General features: G+C 64.5%; 18 protein-coding genes and 1 pseudogene. 9 read left to right on the top strand and 10 right to left on the bottom strand.

Annotated features, from left to right (window positions below):
• Nucleotides 1-123: 123 nt before the first annotated feature.
• Together LB553_RS26170 and LB553_RS26165 are read right to left on the bottom strand one after the other, a co-directional pair.
• Complete coding sequence (locus tag LB553_RS26170; protein WP_224517532.1) at nucleotides 124-399, bottom strand: hypothetical protein; 276 nt, start codon at nucleotides 397-399, stop codon at nucleotides 124-126.
• 166 nt (nucleotides 400-565) lie between these two features.
• Nucleotides 566-775, bottom strand: a complete 210-nt coding sequence (locus LB553_RS26165) for a cold-shock protein (RefSeq protein ID WP_095769174.1) — start codon at nucleotides 773-775, stop codon at nucleotides 566-568.
• A gap of 813 nt (nucleotides 776-1,588) precedes the next feature.
• Between LB553_RS26165 and LB553_RS26160 the strand changes: the two genes are divergently transcribed.
• From LB553_RS26160 to LB553_RS26125, 8 genes are all read left to right on the top strand, one after another.
• A complete protein-coding gene (locus tag LB553_RS26160; RefSeq protein WP_224717125.1) occupies nucleotides 1,589-2,635 on the top strand; it encodes a DUF3991 and toprim domain-containing protein in 1,047 nt (348 codons plus the stop codon).
• A 43-nt stretch (nucleotides 2,636-2,678) separates the two neighbouring features.
• Nucleotides 2,679-3,278 (top strand): DUF1419 domain-containing protein, encoded by a 600-nt coding sequence (locus LB553_RS26155; RefSeq protein ID WP_224517517.1) that lies wholly within the window; start codon nucleotides 2,679-2,681, stop codon nucleotides 3,276-3,278.
• 11 nt (nucleotides 3,279-3,289) lie between these two features.
• Nucleotides 3,290-3,688, top strand: a complete 399-nt coding sequence (locus tag LB553_RS26150; protein ID WP_224517515.1) for a DUF3085 domain-containing protein — start codon at nucleotides 3,290-3,292, stop codon at nucleotides 3,686-3,688.
• Between the two features lie 83 nt (nucleotides 3,689-3,771).
• Nucleotides 3,772-8,880 carry an Eco57I restriction-modification methylase domain-containing protein gene (locus LB553_RS26145; RefSeq protein WP_224517513.1) on the top strand — a complete coding sequence of 1,703 codons (5,109 nt, stop codon included), beginning with the start codon at nucleotides 3,772-3,774 and terminating at the stop codon, nucleotides 8,878-8,880.
• 312 nt (nucleotides 8,881-9,192) lie between these two features.
• Complete coding sequence (locus LB553_RS26140; RefSeq protein ID WP_224517511.1) at nucleotides 9,193-10,863, top strand: ParB N-terminal domain-containing protein; 1,671 nt, start codon at nucleotides 9,193-9,195, stop codon at nucleotides 10,861-10,863.
• Nucleotides 10,864-11,369: 506 nt separating this feature from the next.
• Nucleotides 11,370-11,957 carry a hypothetical protein gene (locus LB553_RS26135; RefSeq protein WP_224517510.1) on the top strand — a complete coding sequence of 196 codons (588 nt, stop codon included), beginning with the start codon at nucleotides 11,370-11,372 and terminating at the stop codon, nucleotides 11,955-11,957.
• Between the two features lie 583 nt (nucleotides 11,958-12,540).
• The gene (locus tag LB553_RS26130) at nucleotides 12,541-12,726 is read left to right on the top strand and encodes a hypothetical protein (protein WP_224517508.1); all 186 of its coding nucleotides are present in this window, start codon (nucleotides 12,541-12,543) and stop codon (nucleotides 12,724-12,726) included.
• Nucleotides 12,727-13,001: 275 nt separating this feature from the next.
• Complete coding sequence (locus tag LB553_RS26125; protein ID WP_224517530.1) at nucleotides 13,002-13,931, top strand: ArdC family protein; 930 nt, start codon at nucleotides 13,002-13,004, stop codon at nucleotides 13,929-13,931.
• 154 nt (nucleotides 13,932-14,085) lie between these two features.
• On the opposite strand, the gene dinB is transcribed toward LB553_RS26125, so the two are convergent.
• Nucleotides 14,086-15,171: a DNA polymerase IV gene (dinB, locus tag LB553_RS26120; RefSeq protein ID WP_224517506.1), complete on the bottom strand. Its 1,086-nt coding sequence runs from the start codon at nucleotides 15,169-15,171 to the stop codon at nucleotides 14,086-14,088.
• Nucleotides 15,172-15,227: 56 nt separating this feature from the next.
• Nucleotides 15,228-15,733 (bottom strand): annotated as a pseudogene (locus LB553_RS26115) (SOS response-associated peptidase family protein).
• 59 nt (nucleotides 15,734-15,792) lie between these two features.
• On the opposite strand from LB553_RS26115, the gene LB553_RS26110 reads away from it, so the two are divergent.
• Nucleotides 15,793-16,383: an SOS response-associated peptidase gene (locus LB553_RS26110; protein ID WP_224517505.1), complete on the top strand. Its 591-nt coding sequence runs from the start codon at nucleotides 15,793-15,795 to the stop codon at nucleotides 16,381-16,383.
• Nucleotides 16,384-16,501: 118 nt separating this feature from the next.
• On the opposite strand, the gene xth is transcribed toward LB553_RS26110, so the two are convergent.
• The 6 genes from xth to LB553_RS26080 all read right to left on the bottom strand — a co-directional run bounded on the left by xth (nucleotide 16,502) and on the right by LB553_RS26080 (nucleotide 24,980).
• The gene (gene xth / locus LB553_RS26105) at nucleotides 16,502-17,305 is read right to left on the bottom strand and encodes an exodeoxyribonuclease III (protein WP_224517503.1); all 804 of its coding nucleotides are present in this window, start codon (nucleotides 17,303-17,305) and stop codon (nucleotides 16,502-16,504) included.
• On the bottom strand, nucleotides 17,302-19,212 hold the full coding sequence (ligD, locus tag LB553_RS26100; protein ID WP_318011537.1) for a DNA ligase D: 1,911 nt from the start codon (nucleotides 19,210-19,212) through the stop codon (nucleotides 17,302-17,304). Before ligD ends, xth begins: the two co-directional genes overlap by 4 nt.
• Before the next feature lie 49 nt (nucleotides 19,213-19,261).
• Nucleotides 19,262-19,447 carry a DUF3606 domain-containing protein gene (locus tag LB553_RS26095; protein WP_224517500.1) on the bottom strand — a complete coding sequence of 62 codons (186 nt, stop codon included), beginning with the start codon at nucleotides 19,445-19,447 and terminating at the stop codon, nucleotides 19,262-19,264.
• A gap of 97 nt (nucleotides 19,448-19,544) precedes the next feature.
• Nucleotides 19,545-22,814, bottom strand: a complete 3,270-nt coding sequence (locus tag LB553_RS26090; RefSeq protein WP_224517497.1) for an error-prone DNA polymerase — start codon at nucleotides 22,812-22,814, stop codon at nucleotides 19,545-19,547.
• Nucleotides 22,811-24,331 (bottom strand): Y-family DNA polymerase, encoded by a 1,521-nt coding sequence (locus tag LB553_RS26085; RefSeq protein WP_224517495.1) that lies wholly within the window; start codon nucleotides 24,329-24,331, stop codon nucleotides 22,811-22,813. Before LB553_RS26085 ends, LB553_RS26090 begins: the two co-directional genes overlap by 4 nt.
• Entirely contained in the window at nucleotides 24,246-24,980 is a 735-nt protein-coding gene (locus LB553_RS26080; RefSeq protein ID WP_411962281.1) for an ImuA family protein, read from the bottom strand. Before LB553_RS26080 ends, LB553_RS26085 begins: the two co-directional genes overlap by 86 nt.
• Nucleotides 24,981-25,241: the final 261 nt, after the last annotated feature.

Raw genomic sequence — 25,241 nt, 5'->3', positions numbered from 1 at the left:
GGGATTGACCGCTGGGGCATTTAGGAACGGACGATTTTCCCCGAAAATTCCTCCACGCGATATCGCGATCATCGTATCTCGCTCGCGTAATCGCCCGGGGTCCGAGCCCGAACACCGTTTGGTTCAGATGCGATCAAAGGTGAAGGATGTTAGAAGGCTCGTGACGAAATTGCTTGCCTTCTCTTTGACGAGAACCTCGGTCCATTCGTCGTTCCCTCGGAGCCTAAGGTCCGTGGAGATGCTGTCTATCGCAGACTCTTCGAGGCGCTTGATATGGGACAAGAATAAAGCCTCGTCGCCTGTTTTATAGATGTCCCGCACGACTAACCGGAGAATTTCCTGGATTGCGATTTGCCACGCGGTATTAATTGCCTGAAGCTCGTTCATTTTGTTTGCCATCGAGATTTCCTCGATCATCTTGGCTTCGGTCCGCCGCCAATATCCATTTATTCGAAGCGCACATTCCGCCGAAATTAAAAAAGGTCAGGCAGATTTGCCTGACCCCCATTAGGTCTCATGCTTTCACAGTGCCAGTACATCCGTGGTCAAAGGAAAGCTGATCCGATCAGACGGCCTGCAGCTTACCGGCCGACATCTTGCCTGACTTGCTGTCCCGCTCAAGTTCGTAGCCAATCTTCTGGCCCTCAACGATTTCACGCATACCGGCGCGCTCGACCGCAGAGATATGAACGAACGCGTCGGCGCCGCCATTGTCAGGCTGGATGAAGCCGAAGCCCTTGGTGGAATTGAACCATTTAACTGTGCCAGTGGTCATGATGAACCCTTTCATAGCAATATTGAGCCAAGGCAACGCGAACGCGCTGCCGATTGATGATGACGATTTTGAAAGAAAGTTCGTTCAGGGCGCGTTGCCAAGCGCGCGATAACCAAAGCTCAGCCAGCAATATCGACGACCAGTTCCTATGCTGCCTTGCCACTTATGTCAACTTTTGGTTTTTCGGGTCATCGATTGCAACTTATTGATGTGCATGCGATACGAACTTCGGATTTAGCGTCTTTGTCGTACTTTCACTGCCAAGGCGTCATCTGCCATGTGGCTTGGCCGGGGAACGTTCGTCAGGCTGATCTCCGGCAAGCTGTGGTAACGAACCAAACTGCCGCGGCCTGACTGAGATCAGGTGAATCGCCAATCATTTCAGGCGTACTCATCGAAGCGAACCGCGCTCAGCTGCGGCCGAACAGGAGCCTGCCTGTCCCTTGAGACAGACTCTTTCATGGACGGCGCGACGTATCTCGGCGTGGAAGTCCGAAGAATGCTACGAGTTTCGGACAGGCGTTCGCGCTCAACGCCACGCTGTCCGAATCGCTCCGTTTGTGGAAATGGACATCGACGCGGTGGATGCAGTGGCCGCGGAGGCGGAAGCGTCACCGAGACTGACGGCGGCGCACCGTGCCGCTTGCGCGCCAAGTCCGGCAAGGGAAGCTGCGCCGCGGCGCAACCCGCCGCTATCATGGCGTTGCATACCGCGCCCTTGCCCGCCCTTGCTCTTCGCGGCCTCCTGTTCCTGCCCAAATCTTTGGGCGAGAACCGAACAGAAGGGAGGCGCTGCAAAGGTGCGCGGGCAAAATGGAAAAAGCAGAACTTGAAGGGCTGAAGGACAAGGTGCCCTGCGCTGCGGTGCTGGAGCGCGCGGGGTTCGCCCTCGACACCAAGGAGAGCACGCGCAGGGCGATGAAATATCGCCGTGAGGCGTCGATCATCATCGTAATCCATGACGGCAAGGGCTGGTTCGACCCGCTCGGCGACGGCAAAGGCGATGTCTTTCGGCTGGTCGAACATCTTGAGAAGGTGCCCTTCGTCGAAGCCAGGAACGAGGTCGCCAGCCTCGTCGGGTTCGTGCCGTGCGAGCCGGTCTGGCAGCGGGTGTGCCGCGAGCGCGAGCCTGACCTGTCGATACCGGAGCGCTGGCACGCACGGCGCAGGCCATGGCGCGGATCGGCGACCTGGCGCTATCTCACCGAGACGCGCCATCTTCCCGACCGCATCGTCCGTGCCGCAATCGGCGCCGGCGTTCTGCGCGAAGGCCCGCACGGCTCGATGTGGGCTGCCCATACCGACACCAACGGCACCGTTACCGGCTGGGAAGAACGCGGACCGGTCTGGCGCGGCTTTGCCACCGCCGGCGCCAAGGTGCTGTTCCGGCTGGGCAGTCCTGATGCGCTGCGCCTTTGCGTGACCGAAGCCGCGATCGACGCCATGAGCCTTGCCGCGCTTGAGGGCTTTCGCGCCGACACCTCCTATCTCAGCACCGGTGGAGGCTGGTCGCCGGCAGCCGATGCGGCGCTCCGCGAGCTTGCCGCCAAGCCGGGTATTGAGCTCGTCGCGGCTACCGACAACAACAAACAGGGCGACATCTATGCCGACCGCCTGCTCAGCCTGGGGGAGGAAGCTGGGTGCGGCGGCGATCGCCTTCGGCCTTTAGCGGACGACTGGAACGCCGATCTGAGAATGACAGCGGAAGCAGGAGAGGAGGAAGGAGGGAGCTGCCGCATGCCCGCCGGTCGCCTCAAGGGTGAAGCTTCGCCCGGCTCACGCCGGCCCTTGACCCGCCCGGGCGGAGAGGCGGCGGCGGGAGAGGGGTCCAGAAGGGCCGAAGAAGATGGTGATCCATAGGGGATGAACCGCGCTCCGGCCCGCACAAGGCCAGGAGCCTCCCATGACCCAATCCGCCATCCGCAAGATCTACTTCGGCGTCGCCGACCGCCGGCAGATGTTCCGCCTCTTCGATCGCCACGCCCAGCGGCCCAATCGCTGGGAGAATGAGGACAGCGGCCTGTTCGCCGGCGAGTGGTTCGAGATCGCGCGAGCCGAGCACGATTACATGCTCGACCTGCTGCCGCCGCTCTGGATCTGCGGTGAGATGTTCGCCCTGCGCGAGTTCCTCACCGAGAGCCTGACCAGCGTCTTCTACACACTGCGCATCAACGGCAAGACGCGCTACTTCCATGCCTATTGCGACCTCGTGCGGCCCCGCTCGCCGGTCGAGATGCGCGACGCCATCGTCGAACGCGAATCCTGGCCAGTGAAGGCGATGACGCGTGCGGAGCGCCTCGAGCATGTCTGGAGCGCGACCCATGACGAGTACCGCGGCTACGCCGGGGAGCGCTTCGGAGCCAAGCATCTCGGCAAACGCACCATCCTCGTCTACGTCCTGGGGACGCCCGAGCAGAAGTTGCTCGATGACCTGACCGATGACGAGATCGCGGCCAAGCTGCCGGTGCATCTCAGGCACCTTCCCGTCCGCGCAGCGGCGTGAGGGGAGCGGCGATGTTTACCTTCCCGATCGTAGCGGTGCGCAAGATCATAGAGCGCGGAATCGAGGATTCGGCGGCCAATGGCGGCTTCCGCAATCCCTATTATGGCACCCGCCCCGGCGAGGTCGAGAGGCCGGGCCTGTGGCTGGTCGGCGACGAGGGCGTCTACATCATGTCCAACGGCAGGCTCGCCGAAGGGGCACGCGCGCTCGTCATCTATTCCGAGCAATGCCACCCCAGGGGTGACATTGACTGGTGGGACTACAAGCGCCGCCACTTCGGTGCCGATGACGGCATCGAGCTCATCGAGGCCGAGCGTCTGCTTCCGCTGTTCGACCGCAACGTGCGGGCTACTCACCTCAACGTCGAACTCAGCGAGACCGAAATCACGCTCTCGCTGATCACCCGCTGACTTCCCAACCCGCGACGTCGATCGCCTGGCCGATCCGCTCGGCCGGGGGCTCGCGCGCGCCTTCACGACGAGGATTTCTCCAGATGCCCAACGACGATCCATTCACGCCCCACCTGTTCAACACCACCACGCTCTCGTCCGGCCTCGGTTTCGGGGTCACCGCCTTCGGCAACGACTTCGGCGCTGGCAACCCCGAGCCTGAAGAGACTGCGACGCCCGCCGTGCCGGAGTCACAGCCGGCATCACCGCCAGGCCACTCGCCGCGCTGCGCGGCCGAGGCCGGGCCGGATGGCAACGGCTTCGTCCTCGAGACCGATCGCGGTCTTGGCCGTGGCTGGAAGCAGCGAGCCCGCGATAATCTCGATGCGATACGGCTCGCCTCCGAAATCGAGAGCGCCGATCGGCCGGCGACGCCCGAAGAACAGGCGAGGCTGATCCGCTTCACCGGCTTTGGTGCGTCCGAGCTCGCCAATGCGCTGTTTCGCCGTCCCGGGGACGATGATTTCCGCGCCGGCTGGGACGCAATGGGCGCCGAGCTCGAGGACATGGTTTCGAGCACCGAGTACGCCTCGCTCGCGCGCTGCACGCAGTATGCGCACTTCACGCCAGAGTTCATCGTCCGCGCGATGTGGGCAGGCCTGGTGCGTCTCGGCTGGCGTGGGGGCAGGGTGCTCGAGCCCGGTATCGGCACGGGATTGTTTGTGGCCCTGATGCCGGCAGAGCTGCGCGACCAGGTATACGTCACCGGCGTCGAGCTCGATCCGGTGACCGCGCTAATTGCCAGGCTACTTCAGCCTCGGGCACGCATTCTCAACGCCGACTTCGCCCGCACCGACTTGCCGGCTGACTTCGATCTTGCCATCGGCAACCCACCCTTCTCGGACCGTATCGTCCGCTCGGATCGCGCCTATCGTTCGATGGGGCTGCGCCTGCATGATTACTTCATCGCCCGCTCGATCAACCTGTTGAAGCCCGGCGGTCTCGCGGCGTTCGTCACCAGCTCGGGCACCATGGACAAGATGGATCGTTCGGTGCGCGAGCACATCGGCAAGACCGCCGATCTGGTCGCCGCCATCCGCCTTCCCGAGGGCAGTTTCCGGGCCGACGCCGGCACCGATGTGGTGGTGGACCTCCTCTTCTTCCGCAAACGAGGGCACGGCGAGGCCGAAGGCGATCCCTCGTGGCTCGATACCGACGAGGTCCGTCCCGCCGAGGGCGACAATGCTGCGATCCGCATCAACCGCTGGCTCGCCCGGCGACCGGATTTCGTGCTTGGCACGCACGCGAGGACGTCGGGACCGTTCGGCGAGGCGTATACCTGCCTCCCGTGTCCGGGCATCGATCTTGTAGAGGCGCTGTCGGATGCGATCCCCCTTCTTCCGCAAGCCATCTATGACGGCGAGCCCGAGAGGATCGATCTCAAAGGCGGGCACACCGGGCACTTCGGTGAAGACCTCCCCGAAGGCCCCTCAATCCGCGAGGGCAGCTTCTTCGTCGCCTCGAACACGGCGCTGATGCAGATGGTCGACGGCGCGCCAGTGCCCCTCACCCTTCGCAAGGGGCGATCGAGCGATGGGGTGCCCGACAAGCACGCCCGCATCATCCGCAAGCTGATCCCGATCCGCGACGCGGTGCGCGAGGTTCTCAAGGCGCAGGAGCTGGATCGGCCGTGGAAGGCGGCGCAGGTCAAGCTTCGCATCGCCTGGTCAAACTTCGTCCGTAACTTCGGTCCCATCAACACCACCGTCGTGTCGACCAGCGAGGACCTGGAGACCGGCGGGGTGCGCGAAACGCATCGCCGCCCGAACCTCGCCCCGTTCCTCGACGATCCTGATTGCTGGCTCGTGGCCTCGATCGAGGACTACGACCTCGAGACGGACACGGCGCGGCCTGGTCCGATCTTCACCGAGCGGGTGATCGCACCGCCCGCGGCCCCGATCATCAATTCGCCTGCAGACGCTCTCGCGGTCGTGCTGAACGAGCGCGGCCATGTCGACATCGATCACATCGCCGAGCTGTCGCATGTCGATCCCGACCTGGTCATCGCCGATCTGGGCGACGCCATCTACCGCAATCCGGAGAGCGGCGCCTGGCGGACCGCCGACGACTACCTCTCCGGCCAGGTCCGCGACAAGCTCAAGGCCGCTGAAGCCGCCGCGGCTCTCGATCCCGCCTTCGATCGCAACGTCCGCGCCCTCGTTGCTGTCCAGCCCGCAGATCTCGGCCCATCCGACATTACCGCGCGTCTCGGCGCTCCCTGGATACCGGCCGCCGATGTGATCGCCTTCGTCAAGCAGAGGATGGGCGCCGAGATCCGCATCCATCATATGCCAGAACTGGCGTCGTGGACCGTCGACGCACGCCAGCTCGGCTACATGGCGTCCGGCACCTCCGAATGGGGCACCGAGCGCCGGCATGCCGGTGAGCTCGTCTGCGACGCGCTCAACAGCCGCATGCCGCAGATTTTCGACACCGTGAAGGACGGCGACAGCGAACGGCGCGTGCTCAATGTCGTCGACACCGAGGCGGCCAAGGAGAAGCTCACCAAGATCAAAACGGCCTTCCAGACCTGGATCTGGTCCGATCCCGACCGCACCGACCGGCTGGCGCGGGTTTACAACGACCGCTTCAACAACATCGCCCCGCGAAGATTCAACGGAGACCATCTGCAACTTGCGGGCGCCTCAGGCGCCGTTTCTCTTTATGGACACCAGAAGCGCGGTATCTGGCGCATCATATCGGCCGGTTCGACCTATCTCGCGCATGCCGTCGGCGCCGGCAAGACCATGACCATGGCTGCCGCCGTCATGGAGCAGAAGCGGCTCGGACTTATCGCCAAGGCCATGATGGTCGTCCCAGGACATTGCCTGGCGCAGGCCGCGCGCGAGTTCCTGGCGCTCTATCCGACGGCCCGCATCCTCGTCGCCGACGAGACGAATTTCACCAAGGACAAGCGGCGCCGCTTCCTCAGCCGCGCAGCCATGGCGAACTGGGACGCCATCATCATCACGCATTCGGCCTTCCGCTTCATCGGCGTTGGGTCCTCGTTCGAACAGCAGATGATTCAGGACGAGCTCGCGCTATATGAGGTCCTGCTCACGAAGGTGGAAAGCAGCGATCGCGTGTCGCGCAAGCGCCTCGAGCGGCTGAAGGAAGGCCTCAAGGAACGTCTGGAATCGCTCGCCACCCGCAAGGACGACCTGCTCACCATCTCCGAGATCGGCGTCGACCAGATCATCGTCGACGAGGCGCAGGAGTTCAGGAAGCTCAGCTTCGCGACGAACATGTCAAGCCTGAAGGGGATCGATCCGAACGGCTCGCAGCGCGCCTGGGATCTCTATGTAAAATCCCGCTTCATCGAGACCACGAATCCGGGCCGGGCGCTCGTCCTCGCCTCCGGCACGCCGATCACCAATACTTTGGGCGAGATGTTCTCGGTGCAGCGCTACCTCGGCTACGCCGCCTTGTCCGAACGTGGCCTCCACGAGTTCGATGCCTGGGCTTCGACCTTCGGCGACGTCACTACGGAGCTCGAGCTGCAGCCCAACGGCAAATACAAGCCGGTCACCCGCTTCGCCACCTTCGTCAATGTCCCTGAGCTGATCGCCATGTTCCGCAGCTTCGCGGACGTGGTCACGCCCGAGGATCTGCGCGACTACGTCAAGGTGCCAGCGCTCTCGACCGGCACGCGGCAGATCAGGACCTCCAAACCATCTATCGCGTTCAAACGCTACCAGGCTGTCCTCGACGCCCGTGTCAAGGCGATCGAACAGCGCGAAGCGCCACCCAAGCCCGGCGACGATATCCTGCTCTCGGTCATCACGGATGGCCGCCATGCAGCGATCGACCTCCGCCTCGTTGATCCGGAACATGACAATGAGCCGGGTAACAAGCTCAACGATCTGGTCGCCAATGCCTACCGCATCTGGCGCGACACCGCAGATGCAGCCTATGTCCGGCCGGACGGCACGCCGTTCGAACTGACCGGCGCGGCGCAGATGATCTTTTCCGATCTCGGCACACTCAATGTCGAGCGGACGCGTGGCTTCTCGGCCTATCGTTGGATTCGCGACGAGCTGGTGCGCATGGGCGTGCCGGCGGCCGAAATCGCCTTCATGCAGGATTTCAAGAAGTCGGAGGCCAAGCAGCGGCTGTTCGGCGATGTCCGCGCGGGCAAAGTCCGCTTTCTCATCGGTTCGTCTGACACGATGGGCACCGGCGTCAATGCCCAGCTCCGGCTCAAGGCGCTGCATCATCTCGACGTGCCGTGGCTCCCCTCGCAGATCGAGCAGCGTGAGGGACGCATTTTGCGGCAGGGCAATCAGCACGACATCGTCGACATCTTTGCCTATGCCACCGAGGGCTCGATGGACGCCCAGATGTGGCAGAACAACGAGCGCAAGGCTCGCTTCATCGCAGCTGCACTCTCGGGCGATACCTCGGTGCGCCGGCTCGAAGACCTCGGCGAAGGGCAGGCCAACCAGTTCGCCATGGCCAAGGCGATTGCCTCGGGCGACCCGCGCCTGATGCAGAAGGCCGGCCTCGAGGCGGACATCGCCCGGCTCGAGCGGCTCCGGTCCGCGCATCAGGACGATCAGTTCGCCATTCGCCGGCAGATTCGCGACGCCGAGCGCGACATCGAACACTCGACACGTCGCTTCGGCGAGATCGGCCAGGACCTCGCGCGGCTGGTTCCGACGACGGGCGAGGCTTTCCGCATGAGCGTGGACAACGCGACATACGTCGAGCGCAAGCTCGCCGGCCGCGCCCTGATGACCGATATCCTGAGCTTGGTGCAACTCCAGCATGCCGGTACCCGCACGATCGCCGCGATCGGCGGGTTCGAACTCGAATATCGCGGCGAGCGCTTTGGCCAGGACAGCTATGGCTATGTCACCACGTTGCTGCGCACCGGCGCGGCGACGGAAGTCGGGTTGCCTGTCACCACCACGCCGCTCGGCGCGATCGCAAAGCTCGAACATATCCTTGGCAATCTCGAGGAGGAACAGGAGCGCGCATGCCACCGGCTTGCGGAGGCCGAGCGGCGGCTCGCGTCCTATCGCTCTCGCGAGGGCAGCACCTTCGCCTTCTCGGGCGAGTTGGCCGACAAGCGCCGCCAGCTCTCCGAAATCGAAAGATCGTTGTCTCAGGACATCGACGGCGTGCGCCCCGCTGAGGTGCAGGCGGCGTAACCTGCCCCTAATGTCTGAGCGGCCTTCGCCGGCTCGGTGGAGGGGCCTTCCCGAACGAGCAGGGAAGCGAGAAAGCAAGGAAGACCGCTCGCGGATCGGGTGGTCCGCCGACGCTGACGCTCAATCGCGCCGGTCGCAATCCCGGCCCGTCATCCTGCGCAGGGCTGAAGAAGCCCCGCTTGGCCAGCCGGGCAGGGATGCTCCAGCGCAATTGCCCCGTCCCGCCCGCTCCGCGGGCCGGGGGATGTCTTCGGAAAGAAGACGAGGAAGGACCGGCGACGGGCCTGTCCGTAACCTTCAAGGAGCATTCCAATGGAACTGAAGTTTGTCGATCCGCGCTCGCTCAAGGAAAATCCTGACAAGGCGCGCCGCTCCAAGTCCAGCCCGCAGGCCGACGCCCTGCTGCTGGCGACGATCAAAGCGATCGGCGTCGTCGAGCCGCCGATCGTCTTCGCTGAGGCCGATGGCGGCAATGGCTTCGTCATCGATCAGGGTCATCGCCGCGCGAAGCAGGCGGTCGCTGCAGGTCTCCAAGAGATCGCGGTTCTGGTGGTGCCTCGTGCCGAGGACGGCGGCGCGATGCGCTCGCTGGCCACCTCGATCACGCACGAGCAGCTCAACCCGGTCGATCTTTGGCGTGCCATCGAGCGTCTCGTTGCGCTGAACTGGACCGAAGAGTCCATTGCGATCGCCCTTGCGCAGTCGGTGCGCCAGATCAAGAAGCTGCGCCTGCTCGCCAATGTGCTGCCGGCGATGCTCGACGCAATGGCCAAGGGCGATATGCCGAACGAGCAGCAGCTCCGCACTATCGCGGCCGCTTCGCTCGAGGAGCAGAAGGAGGTCTGGAAGGCCAAGAAGCCCAACAAGGGCGATCCGCAGGTGTCGTGGTGGAGCATCGCCAACGGTCTCACCAAGCGACGCATGTACGCGCGCGACGCAAGCTTTGGCGACGAGCTGCGTGAGGCCTACGGCATCGCCTGGGTGGAGGATCTGTTCGCACCGGCCGACCAGGATAGCCGGTACACCACCGACGTCGACGCCTTCCTCGGCGCCCAGCAGGAGTGGATGACGCAGAACCTGCCCAAGAAGGGCGTCATCACCGAACCGAACGCCTATGGCGAGGTGAAGCTCCCGCCAAAGGCGGAACGCGTCTATGGCACGCCGAAGAAGTCGGATCACGCCGCGATGTATCTCGACCGCGAGGGAAGGGTGAAGACGGTCCACTTCCGCCTGCCGGAGGCCAAGAAGGAGGCCAAGGCGACGGAAGCCGCCGAGGCGGTCGTCATGCCGAAGTCGCGTCCCGATGTGACCCGTAAGGGTATCGAGATGATCGGCGACCTGCGCACCGATGCTCTCCATCAGGCGCTGTCGCGGGCGCCGATCGAGGACGACACGCTGTTGGCGTTGCTCGTGCTCGCCTTCGCTGGCCAGAACGTACGCGTCGATTCCGGTGCCGGCGGCGATCATGGGGTCGGTCGCCGCATGCCTCGGCACGCCGCCACCCTCTTCGATGCCGAGGGCAAGTTCGCATTCGACGCCGAGACTTTGCGCATCGCAGCCCGGGGCGTCCTCATCGATGCGCTCTCCTGCCGCGAGGGCATGAGCAAGTCGGGCGTGGTGGCGCTCGTCGCAGGCGGCGCGATCGGGGCAGACAGCTTCCTCGCCAATATGGGCACCGAGGACTTCCTTTCCTGTCTGTCGCGTCCAGCGATCGAGGGCTCGTGCGCCGACACGCCGGTTCTGCCGCGGGCGCGCGTAAAGGACACGCGGGCCGCGCTCGTCGAGCACTTCAAGGAAGCGCACTTCGTCCACCCGGCTGCGCTGTTCGCTCCCGATGCGGCAAGCCTGACGGAGTGGCTGTCCAAGAGCACCGTCCCCGAGGCCGATGACGACGTTGGGCCTGAGGTCGACGGCCTGAGTGGAGAGGACCAACCTTCCGAGAAAGGCGGGATCGAGGAAGGCTACCGCGAGGCCGCCGAATAGACCTCACCGCCTTTGATCGCTCTGCAGCCGCCAGGTTCGCCTGGCGGCTGCAGGTGTACGGCCGGGACAGCGAGCGCTGCCGATAACGGTAGCTCCGGCGTAGGCCCAAGGCCATCATGGGTTGACAGTGGTGTGCATGCCGAGCCACCTCCGGTCGATGAATCTGCAGGTGGCCATGATCACCTGTCCTTCGGTTCCAATGTCGAAGTCGAGGCCCGTGCCGGTCCTCACTCGGGCTTCATGCGGTCCTGAACCGGCGGCCGTGCGCTTCAAGGCCGCGTTCCGCGCCGCGGGGCGGCCGGATCGGTCCGGTCTCGACATAGCGGGCCTGCGTCCCGCGCGAGGGCTGAAGAAAGCCCTGCTTGGCCGCAAACCTTCCATGCTCGTCTCGGTCCGCCCGGGACCCTGAAGCGCCCGTCATTCCGCCGGTTCCTTTGGTCCGCGCCCGATGAAGGGCCGGCACGGAGCCGGTCCTGGCCTCGAGAACCAGAAGAAAGGACATCCCAATGACCAAGAAAGCCGCCAATTCCCGCGCAACCGCCCGCGTCGCTCCGTTGCGCAAGGGCACTACCTTCCAAATGGTCCGCCTCGTGTGCCCCGACGCCGCACAGTGCTCGCTCGTCTCGGAGAGTTTTGGCCTCCCGGTGCTCGACAGCGACGGCATTCGCGACTTGCACGAAAAGCTCATCGTGGACACGGCCGCGGCGCTCGACGAGGGGCTGGGCGAACGCGCCATGCAGATACACCTGCAACGCGTCGTCGGTGCCTTTGTCGGCTCCGCCTACGGGGCCGGCCAGTTCTACAGCCGGGCGGTTTCCGAAGCACGGGACGCGACGGCCAAGTCGGCCTGCGACGATCGGAACGAAGACGTCGGTGGACCGGTCGGCTTCGACAGCGCTGCCCAGCGCAAGCGTGAGTTCGCCGCCGATATGGCACTACAGGCCCATGCGCTGCGCGTGGCCGCGGAGGGGGCGATCGCCGCCTACGAGCAGGTTGTAGGCGAGGTCTGGAAGCCCTTCGAGCGTCTAGTCGAAAACCCCGGCCAATCCGTCGACCGCAAGGCGGCCGAACTGCAGATGGCAGCTCTCGGATGAACGTCGAGGGCGGGGCTCCGGTCCCGCCCTCCTTCCATGAGCACGTTCGGCCTCATCGGTCCGTCGCATCAACTGCGAAGGGCCTAGCCGATTTTCATGGGCCAAACATGACGCGTTCGATCATCGCCAAGTGAACGTCGCGAGTGCCGCTCGTGGCGCACGAGGAGAGACGACCTCTGCGATCCGGTGCGCTCGGGCAACTACGGCTGCATCGTCTCCCAATTTTCCGCCCGTGGCGACCAACTCGACAACGACAATCTCTCGCTTTAGCGATTTCATGTGCGCGACTTTGCACCGGGTTCGGATGTCGCTTCCGGCGCGCGACGCTGAGGGGAGGGCCGCCGATGCCTGCTCCTTTCGCCAGCCTCGGCCCGATCGGCACGCTGGGCTCCTTCACGGCCCAATCCCCGCTCTCTCGTGATGGCTTTCCTGGTGCGGCTGCGGATCTTCCCCGATCAACCCGCAAGGGGTCCGCCAGCACGCTGCGGCCGCTCGGCTGACGCCTTCGGGTGATCGCGCCCGCCTCCGCACACTGACGGAGCCATCCAGCGGGAATTGGCCCGCTCCAAGATGGAGCCCTTAGATGTCCCACGATCTCATACTCGCCCAAAAGGCCGCCTGGTCCCTCGCCCGCACTCTCATGGTCCCGGTTATCCTCTTCCAGGTCGACGACGAATTTGGCGTCATGCCCGCCTCTGAGCTCGACAACGCCGATGTCGAAATCCTCTTCGAATACGATCCCTATAGCGGGGGCCGGTCGGTTCATTGAACCGGCCTTATCTCCACGGCATTCAGGCGGCGCCCAGCGCCGCCTTTCTGTTTTCTGACGTCCGCTCGCGCCCCGTTCTGGCCCGAGGTCCTGGCGGAGCCAGGCAGTCAGCGCAACGGCTTCGCCGTCCTCCGCTGTCGCTGCGGCCCATGACCATCCCATCGTGCAACCGCGACGGGTCCCCGGTCGGGTGCGCGGCCGGCCTTCCTGCTCCGCCCAAGCGGACCCCGTCACGGGGCCGCGATCGGCGCGGCCTCCAACTGGAGGTTCATGAAATGACCAGGAAAGAAAATGCAGATCGCATCGATATCTATGCGCGCATCACCGACCGCATCGTAGCCGAGCTGGAGAAGGGCATCCGTCCTTGGATGCAGCCGTGGCAATCGAGCAATGCCTCCGGCCGCGTCACCCGGCCGCTCAGGCATAATGGTCTGCCCTATAACGGCATGAATGTGCTGCTGCTTTGGTCGGAGGCTGTCGCCCGCGGCTTTTCCAGCCCGATGTGGATGACATTCAAGCAGGCGCTGGAACTTGGCGGCGGGGTTCGCAAGGGCGAGACCGGCTCTGTGGTGGTCTTCGCCAGCCGCTTCACCAGGACGGAGACGGACAACCAGGGCGAGGAAATCGACCGCGAGATCCCGTTCCTCAAGGCGTATTCCGTTTTCAACATTGCGCAAATCGATGGCCTGCCGGACCAGTTTTATCGACGGCAGGCGGAGCCGGTGCGCGATCCGATCGCCCGGATCGAGCATGCCGACCGCTTCTTTGCCAATACTGGGGCGGTAATCCGGCACGGCGGGGATCGCGCCTACTTTGCCCCGGTGACGGACCACATCCAGATGCCGCCATTCCAGACGTTCCGGGACGCCGCGTCATACGTTGCCACGCTCAGTCACGAGGTCACCCATTGGACGTCGGCGCCGCATCGCGTTAAGCGCGACCTTAGCCGCTACGCGAAGGATCGCAGCGAGCGAGCGCGCGAGGAACTGATTGCCGAGCTCGGAAGCTGCTTCCTCTGCGCCGATCTTGGTATCGCGCCCGAACTCGAGCCCCGGCCGGACCATGCGAGTTATCTCGGCTCGTGGTTGAAAGTCCTCGCCGACGACAAGCGCGCAATCTTCTCGGCCGCGGCCCATGCGCAGCGCGCCGTGGCTTTCCTGCATGGCCTTCAGCCGGACGCCGCAGAAGAAGGCGAGGCCGCCTGATGTCCTTCGGAGGACGTGGCCATGTGCCTTCCCCTTTGCTTCGCACGGCCAAGCCCCCGACAAGCATGACGTCGAAACCTTCCAGATAACTCGCGAAATCGACCCCACGCGGGTTGATGCGCAGACCCGGGACAGATTTCGTTTGCGCGGCATCCTAAAGTTCGAACCGAAGTTGCCGCTGTTCCGGCGGCCACACATCGCTTAGCGATGAAAGCGTGATGCCCAACAGCCGGATTCCCTTCTGTACCGGAAACACCGACCTCAGGAGATCGGCTGCGAGAGGTTCGAAGTCAGAGAACTCGATTGGCACCGACACGGTGCGACTGCGCGTGATCTGCTGGAAATCGGCAAATTTGACCTTCAGCGTGATCGTCCGGCCGCGGATGCCCTTGCCTTCACAGTGTCCCCAGACCTTGGCTATCAGCGGCCTAAGTTCGGCGATTGCTGCAGCGAGCTCCAAGATGTCGGCTGCGAAGGTATCCTCGGCGCCGATCGATTTGCGCGGCCGATCCGGCTCGACCGCGCGTTCGTCGATGGCGCGCGCGATCTGATAGTACCAGAGTCCTGACTTGCCGAAATGCTGCTGCAGGAAGGCAAGCGAGCGGTCCTTGAGATCGGCGCCGGTCTTAATGCCCAGCGCCTCCATCTTGGCGGCCGTCGCGGGCCCCACGCCATGAAATTTCTTGACTGGCAAGGTCTGCACGAAGGCCGGGCCGTGGCGGGGCGTGATGACGAACTGGCCGTTTGGCTTGTTCTGGTCGGACGCCATCTTGGCGAGGAACTTGTTGTATGAGATGCCGGCGGAAGCGGTGAGACCGGTCACCAGCACGATCTTAGCCCTGATCATCGCGGCGATCGTCGTGGCAGACGAAATGTTGAGCCTGTTCTGCGTCACGTCGAGATAAGCCTCGTCGAGCGAGAGCGGTTCGATGAGATCGGTATGCTCGGCGAACACCTCGCGGATCTGGGCCGAGACGGACCGGTAGACGTCGAAGCGGGGCGGCACGAAGACCAGCTCGGGGCATTTGCGCTTTGCCGTGACGGAAGGCATCGCGGAGCGAACGCCGAAGGCGCGGGCCTCGTAGCTTGCGGCAGCCACCACGCCGCGCGCAGCAGCACCGCCAACAGCAAGCGGCCTGCCGCGCAGGGCCGGATTGTCGCGCTGTTCGACCGACGCGTAGAACGCATCCATGTCGACATGTATGATCTTGCGCTGGTCGGCGCTGCGGTCAGGGGCCATATGCCTGAAATGCACTTCGCCAGGATATGTGCTTCGTGCTACCGGATCTACAGCTCTCAGATCGCAAATTCAGCCTGTGCGCGCCCCTGATGGAGACGCGAAATCCGAAAACTGTCCCGAGGAAGGGGACGGAGCACTTCGTGTTCGGGACGCGTCATGTCCAGCCACGCCGAGCGCTGGTCTCGGCGCAGCACTGCCATCTGGCGATCATGGTAAGGCGCGATGTCGTCGTTGGCCTGGATCGTGAGGATTGCGTAGGCTTCCGGCCAATCGCGCGTCGCCGGCCGCCAGATGCCAGCGAAATAGAACCAGTCACTATTGGCGAGGCGAAAGCTATAGTTCTTCCCCTGACTTCGGTGCCGGAATTCAGACGCCGGCACGAGGCAGCGATGGCTCGGGAACGATCGGTCCTCCGCGCGCACCACAGTGAAAGGGCCCCCCCTGGTTCCTTCGGTTGGAGTCCCCACGGCAGCTTGAGCATCTCAACATCGCCGCCGTAGCGTCTTATGATGACGCGGGGTTCGTCGAGCGGGCTGTCGGAATCGAAAACTGTTGCGCTCATAGCAAAAGAACATAACAGGAACGAAGCCGCCGCGCAATACCGCAGAGTTAAGGTGAGACATGTGCAATGATTATCGGCTGATGGTGGATGTCGCCTCGATCGTGGAGGACTTCGCCGATCTCAAGATCAAGATACGCTACAGTGAAGGAGCGCCGAACATCCAGGCGCGCGAGGACATCAAGATAACCGACATCGGGCCGATCATCCGCCCGGTCGATGGCGCGAGCAGCGAGGGTGATCTTGTTCAGCGCCGGTGGAGCTGGCCTGGACCGAACAAGAGGCCGGTCTACAACTTCCGCTCGGACGGTCGCGAGTTCGCCTCGAACCGCTGCCTGATACCAGCCGATGGTTTTTACGAATTCACCGAGCCGACAGAGAAGGGCAAGAAGCGCAAGGACAAGTGGCTCTTCACCAAGCGCGACGAGCCGATCTTCTGCATCGCCGGGATCTGGCGCGAGACCAATGATGTCGGGGAGGCGTTCACTATGCTCACGATGGAACCCGGTCCGGACATCGCCCCATATCACGATCGGCAGATCGTGATCCTGGAGCGCAAGGATTGGGCGAGCTGGCTTGATCCCTCGGTCTCCGCCAAATCCCTGATCAAGCCGCTTCAGGCGGGGACGCTGGTCGTGGAGCAGGTCGGGTGATGCGAGGAGCGCGCTGCTGAATGCCGTCGCGATTTGGGGTAGGCCCGTCGGCGCCGCAGCTATGCGGCGGAAGGTTTCATCATTGGCGAGCAACCAACGCCCTGGGCTGCTTCGTTCGTTAGGCCTTCGAACGGCCGCGAGGGAGTGCCTTTTCAGAGAGATCGATCCAGACCGGCGCGTGATCACTGCTCCTTTCCCAGCCGCGCACCTCGACGTCGACCTGGGCGTCGATCAGCCGCTTCTTGAGTGACGGGCTCAGCAGAAGGTGGTCGATACGCAGACCTGCGTTGCGGCCGAAGGCGTTGCGGAAATAATCCCAGAACGTGTAGATCTTCTCACCGGGATGACGCACGCGCAGCGCGTCGGTCCAGCCTTGTTTGAGCAGCGTCGCGTAGGCGGCGCGCGCCTCCGGCGCGAACAGAGCATCGTCCAGCCAGCGCTCCGGCTTGTAGACATCGAGTTCGGTCGGCATGACGTTGAAATCGCCTGCCAGCACCACCGGCTGTTTGGACGCGACGAGTTCGGCTGCGTGGTCGATGAGGCGGTCGAACCAACGCAGCTTATAATCGAATTTCGGGCCGGGCCTTGGATTCCCATTGGGAAGATAAAGGCATCCGATCAGGATGCCGTTGACTGCTGCTTCGATGTAGCGGCTATGGCTGTCGTCGGGGTCGCCGGGGAGGCTGCGCCGCGTTTCGTGGATGTTGCCGACCCGGCTCAGGATCGCGACGCCGTTCCAGCTTTTCTGGCCATGCCAGACCACGTCATAGCCGAGGTCGCGGATCGGCCCTTCCGGGAACTTCTCCTGCGGCGCCTTGAGTTCCTGGAGACAGGCAATGTCCGGCGCTGCCCCTTCTAGCCAGCGCAGCAGCACCGACAAGCGGCCGTTGACGCCGTTGACGTTGTAGGTCGCGATCCTCATGGCTTCATGAGGTCCGGCAGGAACTGATCGGCCCGGCCCCAACCCGCGAGGGCTTTCGATGTGGCGCGCTTGTTCAACTCGGGCGCGTCGCCGACGTGGAAATGAGAGGGCGCATCGATTGTCTTCATCTCCGCCCAGGTGACGGGTGCTGCGACCGGGGCGCCCGGCCGCGACCTGGCGCTATAAGGCATGATTGCCGTCGCGCCGCGCTGGTTGCGCAGATAGTCGACGAAGATCCGCCCCTTGCGTTTGGCCTTCGACAACACGGCTGTGAAGTGGGCCGGGTCGCTCTGCGCGACCGCCTGAGCAAGCCCGGAGGCGAAGGCCTTCACCTCAGGCCATTCAGCTCGCGGCGTGAGCGGCGCGATGACATGCACGCCCTTGCCGCCCGTCAGCATCGGGAAGGTGATCAACCCAATGGATCTCAGTATATCCCGGAACTGGAATGCGGCAGCGCGAACGGCCTCGAAATCCAGTCCCTCGTCGGGGTCGAGGTCGAACACAAGGCGGTCCGCCTTCTCGACGTCTTCGATGCGCGCTCCCCATCCATGGAACTCGATTGTTCCCATCTGGACACAGGTTAGAAGCCCCTCGGCATCGTCGACGTAAAGGTACGGCTCCTCATGGCCGTCCTTTTCGGTGATCCCGACGTGATGGACCTTGTCGCCGAAGCTGCCGGCGTCGTGCTTCTGAAAAAAACATTTCTTCGCGCGCCCCTGCGGGCAGCGGACAAGGCTGATCGGTCTGCTGGCGGCCCAGGGAAGCATGATCGCGGCAACGTCGGAATAATGATCGGCAAGCTGTCCCTTGGTGATGTTGGATTCGGGGTAGATCACGCGGCCGCGATTGCTGATCGCGACCGCGTTTGTCGCCGGCGGCGGCAGGGCGGCTGTGCGGTGTTCCGTCTCGAGCACGACCGCTTCCGGCTTCTTGTCCTCGCGCAGGCCGAGATAGCTTGGATGGCGCAGTGTTCCTTCATTGGTCATCTCGGTGAAGGCGATCTCGGCGACAAGCCTGGGACGCAGCCAGTGCGCGCCGCGGACCTCCGCGCGCGGCGCCTCGACCGTTGCCGCCTTCTGCTCGAGCGGCGCCATGGTGTTCATGAGCCGGGCCATCCCGGCGGCATCGAAACCGGTCCCGACCTTGCCGGCATAGCGCAGCTTTCCGCCGTCGTGGACGCCGAGGATCAGCGATCGAAACGGGCGATCCTTGTCTGACGGCGTCCAGCCGACGAGCACGAATTCCTGACGCTTGATGCACTTGATCTTCAACCAGCTTCCATCGCGGGCGCCGACATAGTGCGAATCCGCCAGCTTCGAGATAACCCCCTCGAGGCCGGCGTAGCAGAAGCGATTCAGCAACTCTTCCCCGCGGCCCTGGATGTGGTCGGAGTAGCGAAGGATGGGGCTCTTCGCCGGCAGGATCGTCCCCAGTTTCTCCTTGCGCTGCAGGAGCGGAAGCCTGGTCAGATCTTCCCCGTCGAGCTGGAGCAGGTCGAAGGCATAAAAATCGATGCTCGCGGGAGCGCCCTTCAACGCGTTCTGCAGCGCCTGGAAACTGGATCGGCCCTCGGTATCCATGACAACCGCCTCTCCGTCGATCAGAGCGGAGCCAGCCTTGAGCTCGCGTGCTTCCGCCAAAATGGACGGAAAGCGGTCGGACCAATCCAGGCCGGAGCGCGTATAGGCGCGCGCCTCGACGCCGCCCACGGCGACGAGAATGCGGTAGCCATCGTATTTCATTTCGTGGATCCAGCGATCGCCGGCGGGAACAGTGTCCACCAGTTTTGCAAGCTGGACCGGGCGGAACGCGGGCGGCGCGAACTTGGCTGCGCCGCGCGAGGCTGGCTTCGCAAGGGGAGTTGAAGATCCTTTGATTGTGGGCCGACGCAAAGCTGACTTGCTCACCTGACGTGACTCAAACAAAACCCAACTGCCGCCATTCGCAATCCGCAGCCTATTTCTTCAGTTTCTCCGCGGCGGCATTGAGCTTGTCTCGGTCGTTGCCGACCCGCTCGATCAGGGCTTCGGCCTGCTCTTTGCTGATACCGTGCTTGCGGGCGAAATAATTGACCTCATACCCTTCGCCGCGGGAGACTTGCCGACGGTCTGCGGCGCCTCGCTTCGATTTGTTGTCTGCCATTGTCGTCTCCCTTGTTTCATAGGTGTGCGGTCACGACGTTCGACCTGTAACGCGTTGGGTCGTCTTGCGATCCTGAGCCGGGCAAGAAATTGGCGTTTTACCTGAAATCCCGCGTCTTGACCTTGATGTTGTCGATGTGGAGGTCGGGTATGTAGATGTCGCGGCTGCGTAGCCCCTTGGGCGGCAGCTCGCGCGGATCGGGTCCCGAGCCGCCATTGCGCACCTGGTCGCCGCGCCCGTGCGGCACGGGAAAGCTGCCCTCGCGTTCGCCGACGCTGGCGAGCTCGGCTGACAGATCCCTGATCTTGCGAGCCACGAGGTGGACCACTTCGCCCTCGCGCTGGATCCGGCCCTTTACCGCGATCATGCCCGCCGACAGAACCGTGCGCCGGTGCTGCTCGAACACTTTCGGCCAGACGACGAGGTTTGCGATCCCGGTCTCGTCCTCAAGGGTGATGAACATCACGCCCTTGGCCGAGCCCGGGCGCTGCCGCACGAGCACTATGCCTGCCGTTTCCAGCCAGCGGCCGTCGCGCGTCTCCATCGCCTCGGAGCAGGAAACAATGCGGCGACGGCGAAGGTCGTCGCGCAGAAACGAGATCGGATGGCTGCGCAGCGTCAGGCCGATATGGCGGTAGTCTTCCACGACCTCGCCGCCGGCCGTCATCGGCCGAAGCGCCACCGCCGGTTCGTTGATCTCGGGCACCAGCTCCACTTCACGGGCCGATGCGGCCGCAAACAGGGGCAGGGGCTCGTCGCGCAGCGCCTTGATCGCCCAAAGCGCCTCGCGCCGCCCGAGACCAAGTGCTGGCCGGAACGCGTCCGCCTCGGCGAGCTGGACAAGTGCTGCCTGCGGCACGCCAGCACGCCGCCACAGATCGTCGACGGAGGCGAAGGGCTGGTCGGCGCGCGTGGCGATGATCGTGCTTGCATGGGCATTTGCCAGACCGCGCACCATGCGCAACCCGAGCCGGACGGCAAAGCGGCCGTCGGCGAGAGGCTCCAGGGTGCAGTCCCAGCGCGAGGCGTTGACGCAGGCCGGTCGGATCTCGACTCCATGCGCAGCCGCATCGCGCACGATCTGCGCCGGCGCGTAGAAGCCCATTGGCTGGCTGTTCAACAGCGCCCCGCAGAAGACGTCGGGATGCCAGCATTTGAGCCAGGCCGAGGCATAGGCGATCAGCGCGAAGGAAGCGGCGTGGCTCTCAGGAAAACCATAGGAGCCGAAGCCTTCGAGCTGCTTGAAGGTCTGCTCGGCGAAGGCGCGCTCGTAGCCATTGTCCACCATCCCGTCGATCAGCTTCGTCTTGAAGGACGAAACGCCGCCGGTAAACTTGAACGTTGCCATCGATTTGCGAAGCATGTCCGCTTCGCCGGGCGTGAAGCCCGCGCATTCGATGGCAACCCGCATCGCCTGCTCCTGGAACAGCGGCACGCCGAGCGTCTTGCCAAGCACCTTCTCGAGCTCGGGCCTTGGGTAATGCACCGGCTCGATGCCTTCCCGGCGGCGCAGATAGGGGTGGACCATGTCGCCCTGGATCGGCCCGGGGCGCACGATCGCGACCTGCACTACGAGATCGTAGAAGGTCCTTGGCTTCAGCCGCGGCAGCATCGACATCTGCGCCCGGCTCTCGATCTGGAAGGTGCCGAGCGTATCGGCTTTCCTGATCATGGCGTAGGTGCGCGGATCCTCCGCCGGGATGGTGGCAAGGTCGAGCCGGATGTCCTTGCACTCGGCGAGGAGATCGAGGCCCTTCTTCATGCAGGTCAGCATGCCGAGCGCCAGCACGTCGACCTTCATGAATTTGAGCGCGTCGATATCGTCCTTGTCCCATTCGATCACCTGCCGGTCCTTCATGCTCGCCGGTTCGATGGGCACCAGATCGTCGAGACGGTCATTGGTGAGCACGAAGCCGCCCGGGTGCTGGCTGAGGTGCCGCGGCGCGCCGATCAACTGCCGCGCGAGGTCGAGCGTCAGTCGCAGGCGGCGATCAGCAAGGTTGAGATTGAGTTCCTCGACATGCCGCTCCTCCACGCCCTCCTCGGACCAGCCCCAGACCTGGCCGGAGAGCGTCCGGATGAGATCCTCCGGCAGGCCGAGCGCCTTGCCGATGTCGCGCAGCGCCCCCTTGGTGCGGTAGCGCACCACCGTGGAACACAGCGCCGCGTGGTCGCGTCCATAGGTGTCGAACACCCACTGCATGACGATCTCGCGCCGTTCATGCTCGAAATCGACGTCGATGTCGGGCGGCTCGCGACGCTCCTCGGAGACGAAACGCTCGAACAGAAGGTCGTTGCGGCCGGGATCGATCGAGGTGATGCCGAGCACGTAGCAGACCGCCGAATTGGCGGCGGAGCCGCGGCCCTGGCAAAGGATGTCCTTCGAGCGCGCGAAACGCACGATCGCGTTCACGGTCAGGAAATAGGGTGCATAGTCGAGCTTATCGATCAGCCGCAATTCGTGGCGCAGCGAGTGTGCGACACTGTCCGGCACGCCTTCCGGGTAGCGCGTCGCGGCGCCCTGCCATGTCAGTTTTTCGAGCGCCTGCTGCGGTGTCAGCGAAGGGTCGTCGCGCTCCTCTGGATATTGGTAAGCAAGCTCGCCGAGAGAGAACCGGCAGCGCTCGGCGATCTCCATCGTGCGCGCCAGCGCTTCCGGGTAGCGTGCAAAAAGCCGGTGCATTTCCTGAGGCGGCTTGAGGTAACGGTCGGCATGCCGCTCGCGGCGTTCGCCGAGCGCGTCGACGGTGACATTGTGCCGGATTGCGGTGACGACGTCCTGCAGGATGCGGCGGCCCGGCTCATGGAAGAGCACGTCGTTGGTGACGACGCTCGGCACCTTCATCTTGAGGGCAAGCGTGGCCAGGTCGTGGATGCGAAGCTGGTCGTTGGGCCGGCGCCTGAGCGTCAGCGCCATATAGGCGCGATCGCCGAATGCCTGGCGCAGATGTCTCAGGCGCAGCGCCAGGGTCTCATCGGCCATCTCGGGCAGGAGCACGGCGATGAGGCCTTCGCCATAGGCGACGACATCGCTCCATTCGAGATGGCATTTCGCCTTTCCGGCCCGGGCCTTGCCGAGCGAGAGCAGTCGGCACAGCCGGGAATAGGCGCCGCGGTCGGTCGGATAGGCGAGCAGCGACATGCCGTCGGTGAGGTCGAGGCGGCAACCGACGATCAGGCGCACGCCGGTGGTCCTGGCGGCCTCATGGGCGCGGACAACGCCGGCGAGACTGTTGCGGTCGGCGACGGCGAGCGCCTCGATACCGAGAAGTGCCGCCTGCGAAAACAGCTCATCGGCCGAGGAGGCGCCGCGCAGGAAGCTGAAATGCGAGGTGACCTGCAGCTCGGCATAGCGGACGCCGTTCATCCGAAGATCCCATGCAGAAACCACTGGTGCGAGCCCGTTGCCGCATCCTCGCCGTCGCCGGCGCGGTAGAGCCAGTAGCGCTCGCCGGCGTCGTCCTCGACCCGGAAATAATCGCGCACCGCCACCAGCTCGGCGTCGCGCTTCCACCATTCGCCGAAGACCCGTTCCGGACCGTCCGCGCGCCTCACGCGCCGGCGCACCCCGCGCCAGGTGAAGGAGACCGGTGGATGGTCGGGCAACAGCGCCACCGTCTCGACGGGGTCCGGCTGCGGCAGCAGGCGGGCTGGCCGCGGCCAGTGGCCGGGCCAGCCCGCGCCGGTGTCGGCGGCCATCGCCGGGATCTTGCTTACCGAACGCTCCGGCACGTCGCTGGCGACAGGCGCAAGCCGGTAGACGGCGCGCTCGCCGACGCGGTTCATCAGCGTATCGATGAGGTCGGACACATCCGGCACGGTTTCCTCGACGAGGGAGCTCACGGCCTGGCTGCGCTCCAGGGGTTCGGCCGCCGTCGCGGCCAGGATCATCATCTCGATGCCGAAGCCGGGCGCGATGTTCTCGAGCTTGTCGCAAAGCAGCCGGGTGAGCTGTTTGGCGTCCCGGACGGGCATCGCCATGCCGACACGGACCGCCTGGGCCTGATTGTCGACGCGATGGCAGATGAGATCGAGCCGGCGCGCGCCGAGGCCCCGCTGCTCCATCAGCTTGCAGAGCTGGGCCACGAGCTTGCCAATGTAGCGCGCTATTGTCTCGGCCGCGCCGATCGGCTCGGGGAAGGCACGGCGGACTTCGACGATGTCCGGCGGGCGGACCGGGTCGATCGGCGCGGCTGTGTTGCCAAGAGCTTGATCGATGCGGCGGCCGATCTCCGGGCCGAAGCGCAGGGCAAGTGGTGCGCGCGGCTGTTTCAGGAGATCGCCGATGCATTGGAAGCCGAGCCTGCGCAGTTCGGCCGCCGTGGAAGGCGCGATCCGCAGTGCCTCGAGCGCCAGCGGTTCCACAATGGATTGGCCGTGGCGGGGTGGCGTGATGAAAATTTCTTGGCGGCCATACCGTGCCAGAGCATGCGCCGCGCCCCAGCTGTCCGCGATCGCCGCACGGGCGACGATGCCGGACATGGCAAGACGCCCGACCATGCCCCCGAGCATGGCGGCCTCGCCCCCATGGAGATGGTCGGCGCCTGTCGTGTCGATGACGATCCCGTCGGGCGGATCGGGCGCGACGATCGGCGCAAATCGGAGCATCCAGACGGCGAGCCGCTCGAGCGCCTCGGCGTCCGCTTCTTGGTCGGCGTCCTGGATCGCTATGTCCGGCACCAGCACCTGTGCCTTCGTCACCGGCATGCCGGGCCGCAGGCCGGCGGCGAGTGCTGCGGCATCGGCGGCGAGCACCACGCGCCGGTTTTTTTCGCGACCGATCAGGACGAGCGGGGCCTCAGCCGGCGGCGCTGCGTTGCCGGCCTTGCGCCGCACCCTGTCGGTTGGCCAGGTCGGCAGGAACAGCGAGACGACCCGTGCCATCGCACGCCTCCAATTCGAAATCGGCACTTTCACCCGCGCGGGCGCGGATCAATTCGACGAGCCAGCGGTGCCGGCCGACACCGGGCACGGGCAGCGGCGCCGAGGGCAGGACCGAGATGCGCCAGCGGGTCATGGCGGCCGTCGGCTGGCCGAAATCGGCCGCCTCCGTCTGCCGCCGCCATCTTCGCAGCGCGATCCCGATCGTGTGGGCTTCTTCGGCAGCGAGCTGCAGCCGCCTCGAGGCTGTCATGGTCAGGCGCGCGACTTCACCGACGACCGCGCCCAGGCCGCCATGCCGGATGCCTTCTTCCATGCAAGCGAGGATTGTCTTGTCGTCGCCGGCCTCGACATAGATGACGCGATCCGGCTTCAGGCCGGCCTGCGCCAGCGCCGGAGCGAACAGGTCGGGCCGGGTGATGCACCACAAGACCTTGCCGCGCGTGCGCGCGGCCACACCGCCCGCGAACAGCGCCGCGGCCGCTCCATCGATGGCTCCATTGCCACCGCCCGCGATTTCATGCAGCGCGCCAAGCGCCAATCCGCCGCCCGGAAGTCGTGCGTCCAGATCGGCGATCCCGAAAGGAAGCACCGATCTGGCGGGTCGGCGCCGACCCTCGATCTTTTCGATCCGTGCGCGCAAGTCGTCTATGGCGGGCTCCTGCCGCAAGATGGTCGTTGACCTCCATGAAAGGGTATATGAGCATGTTCTCTATTTGTTCTACGATTGGGCGGTGGGAGTCAAGTGGGGACGCGCCGGCCGCTCGGTCTGTATTCGCGCCGCCGCTTGCGAAATAACATGCAGCTTCCACGCAACCCAAACGGCAGCTATGCGCCTCATTTCGGCCATTCCAGGTGCCATCGGAAGTCGCCAAATGCGGACGTAGGATTTAGCTCCGCTTAGGCTGGCATG

Origin of the sequence: Mesorhizobium sp. CA8, from assembly GCF_020164955.1 — a bacterium.
Lineage (GTDB): Bacteria > Pseudomonadota > Alphaproteobacteria > Rhizobiales > Rhizobiaceae > Mesorhizobium.
This window is presented reverse-complemented; position numbering and strand designations above follow the sequence as displayed.

Excerpts from the sequence above, each read along its gene's own strand:
- LB553_RS26160 (WP_224717125.1), top strand. The coding sequence starts at position 1,589 with ATGGAAAAAGCAGAACTTGAAGGGCTGAAGGACAAGGTGCCCTGCGCT.
- LB553_RS26140 (WP_224517511.1), top strand. The coding sequence starts at position 9,193 with ATGGAACTGAAGTTTGTCGATCCGCGCTCGCTCAAGGAAAATCCTGAC.
- LB553_RS26170 (WP_224517532.1), bottom strand. The coding sequence starts at position 399 with ATGGCAAACAAAATGAACGAGCTTCAGGCAATTAATACCGCGTGGCAA.
- dinB (WP_224517506.1), bottom strand. The coding sequence starts at position 15,171 with ATGGCCCCTGACCGCAGCGCCGACCAGCGCAAGATCATACATGTCGAC.
- LB553_RS26085 (WP_224517495.1), bottom strand. The coding sequence starts at position 24,331 with ATGGCACGGGTCGTCTCGCTGTTCCTGCCGACCTGGCCAACCGACAGG.
- LB553_RS26150 (WP_224517515.1), top strand. The coding sequence starts at position 3,290 with ATGTTTACCTTCCCGATCGTAGCGGTGCGCAAGATCATAGAGCGCGGA.
- LB553_RS26110 (WP_224517505.1), top strand. The coding sequence starts at position 15,793 with ATGTGCAATGATTATCGGCTGATGGTGGATGTCGCCTCGATCGTGGAG.
- LB553_RS26135 (WP_224517510.1), top strand. The coding sequence starts at position 11,370 with ATGACCAAGAAAGCCGCCAATTCCCGCGCAACCGCCCGCGTCGCTCCG.
- LB553_RS26165 (WP_095769174.1), bottom strand. The coding sequence starts at position 775 with ATGACCACTGGCACAGTTAAATGGTTCAATTCCACCAAGGGCTTCGGC.
- LB553_RS26125 (WP_224517530.1), top strand. The coding sequence starts at position 13,002 with ATGACCAGGAAAGAAAATGCAGATCGCATCGATATCTATGCGCGCATC.
- LB553_RS26145 (WP_224517513.1), top strand. The coding sequence starts at position 3,772 with ATGCCCAACGACGATCCATTCACGCCCCACCTGTTCAACACCACCACG.
- LB553_RS26130 (WP_224517508.1), top strand. The coding sequence starts at position 12,541 with ATGTCCCACGATCTCATACTCGCCCAAAAGGCCGCCTGGTCCCTCGCC.
- LB553_RS26155 (WP_224517517.1), top strand. The coding sequence starts at position 2,679 with ATGACCCAATCCGCCATCCGCAAGATCTACTTCGGCGTCGCCGACCGC.
- LB553_RS26095 (WP_224517500.1), bottom strand. The coding sequence starts at position 19,447 with ATGGCAGACAACAAATCGAAGCGAGGCGCCGCAGACCGTCGGCAAGTC.
- LB553_RS26090 (WP_224517497.1), bottom strand. The coding sequence starts at position 22,814 with ATGAACGGCGTCCGCTATGCCGAGCTGCAGGTCACCTCGCATTTCAGC.
- xth (WP_224517503.1), bottom strand. The coding sequence starts at position 17,305 with ATGAGGATCGCGACCTACAACGTCAACGGCGTCAACGGCCGCTTGTCG.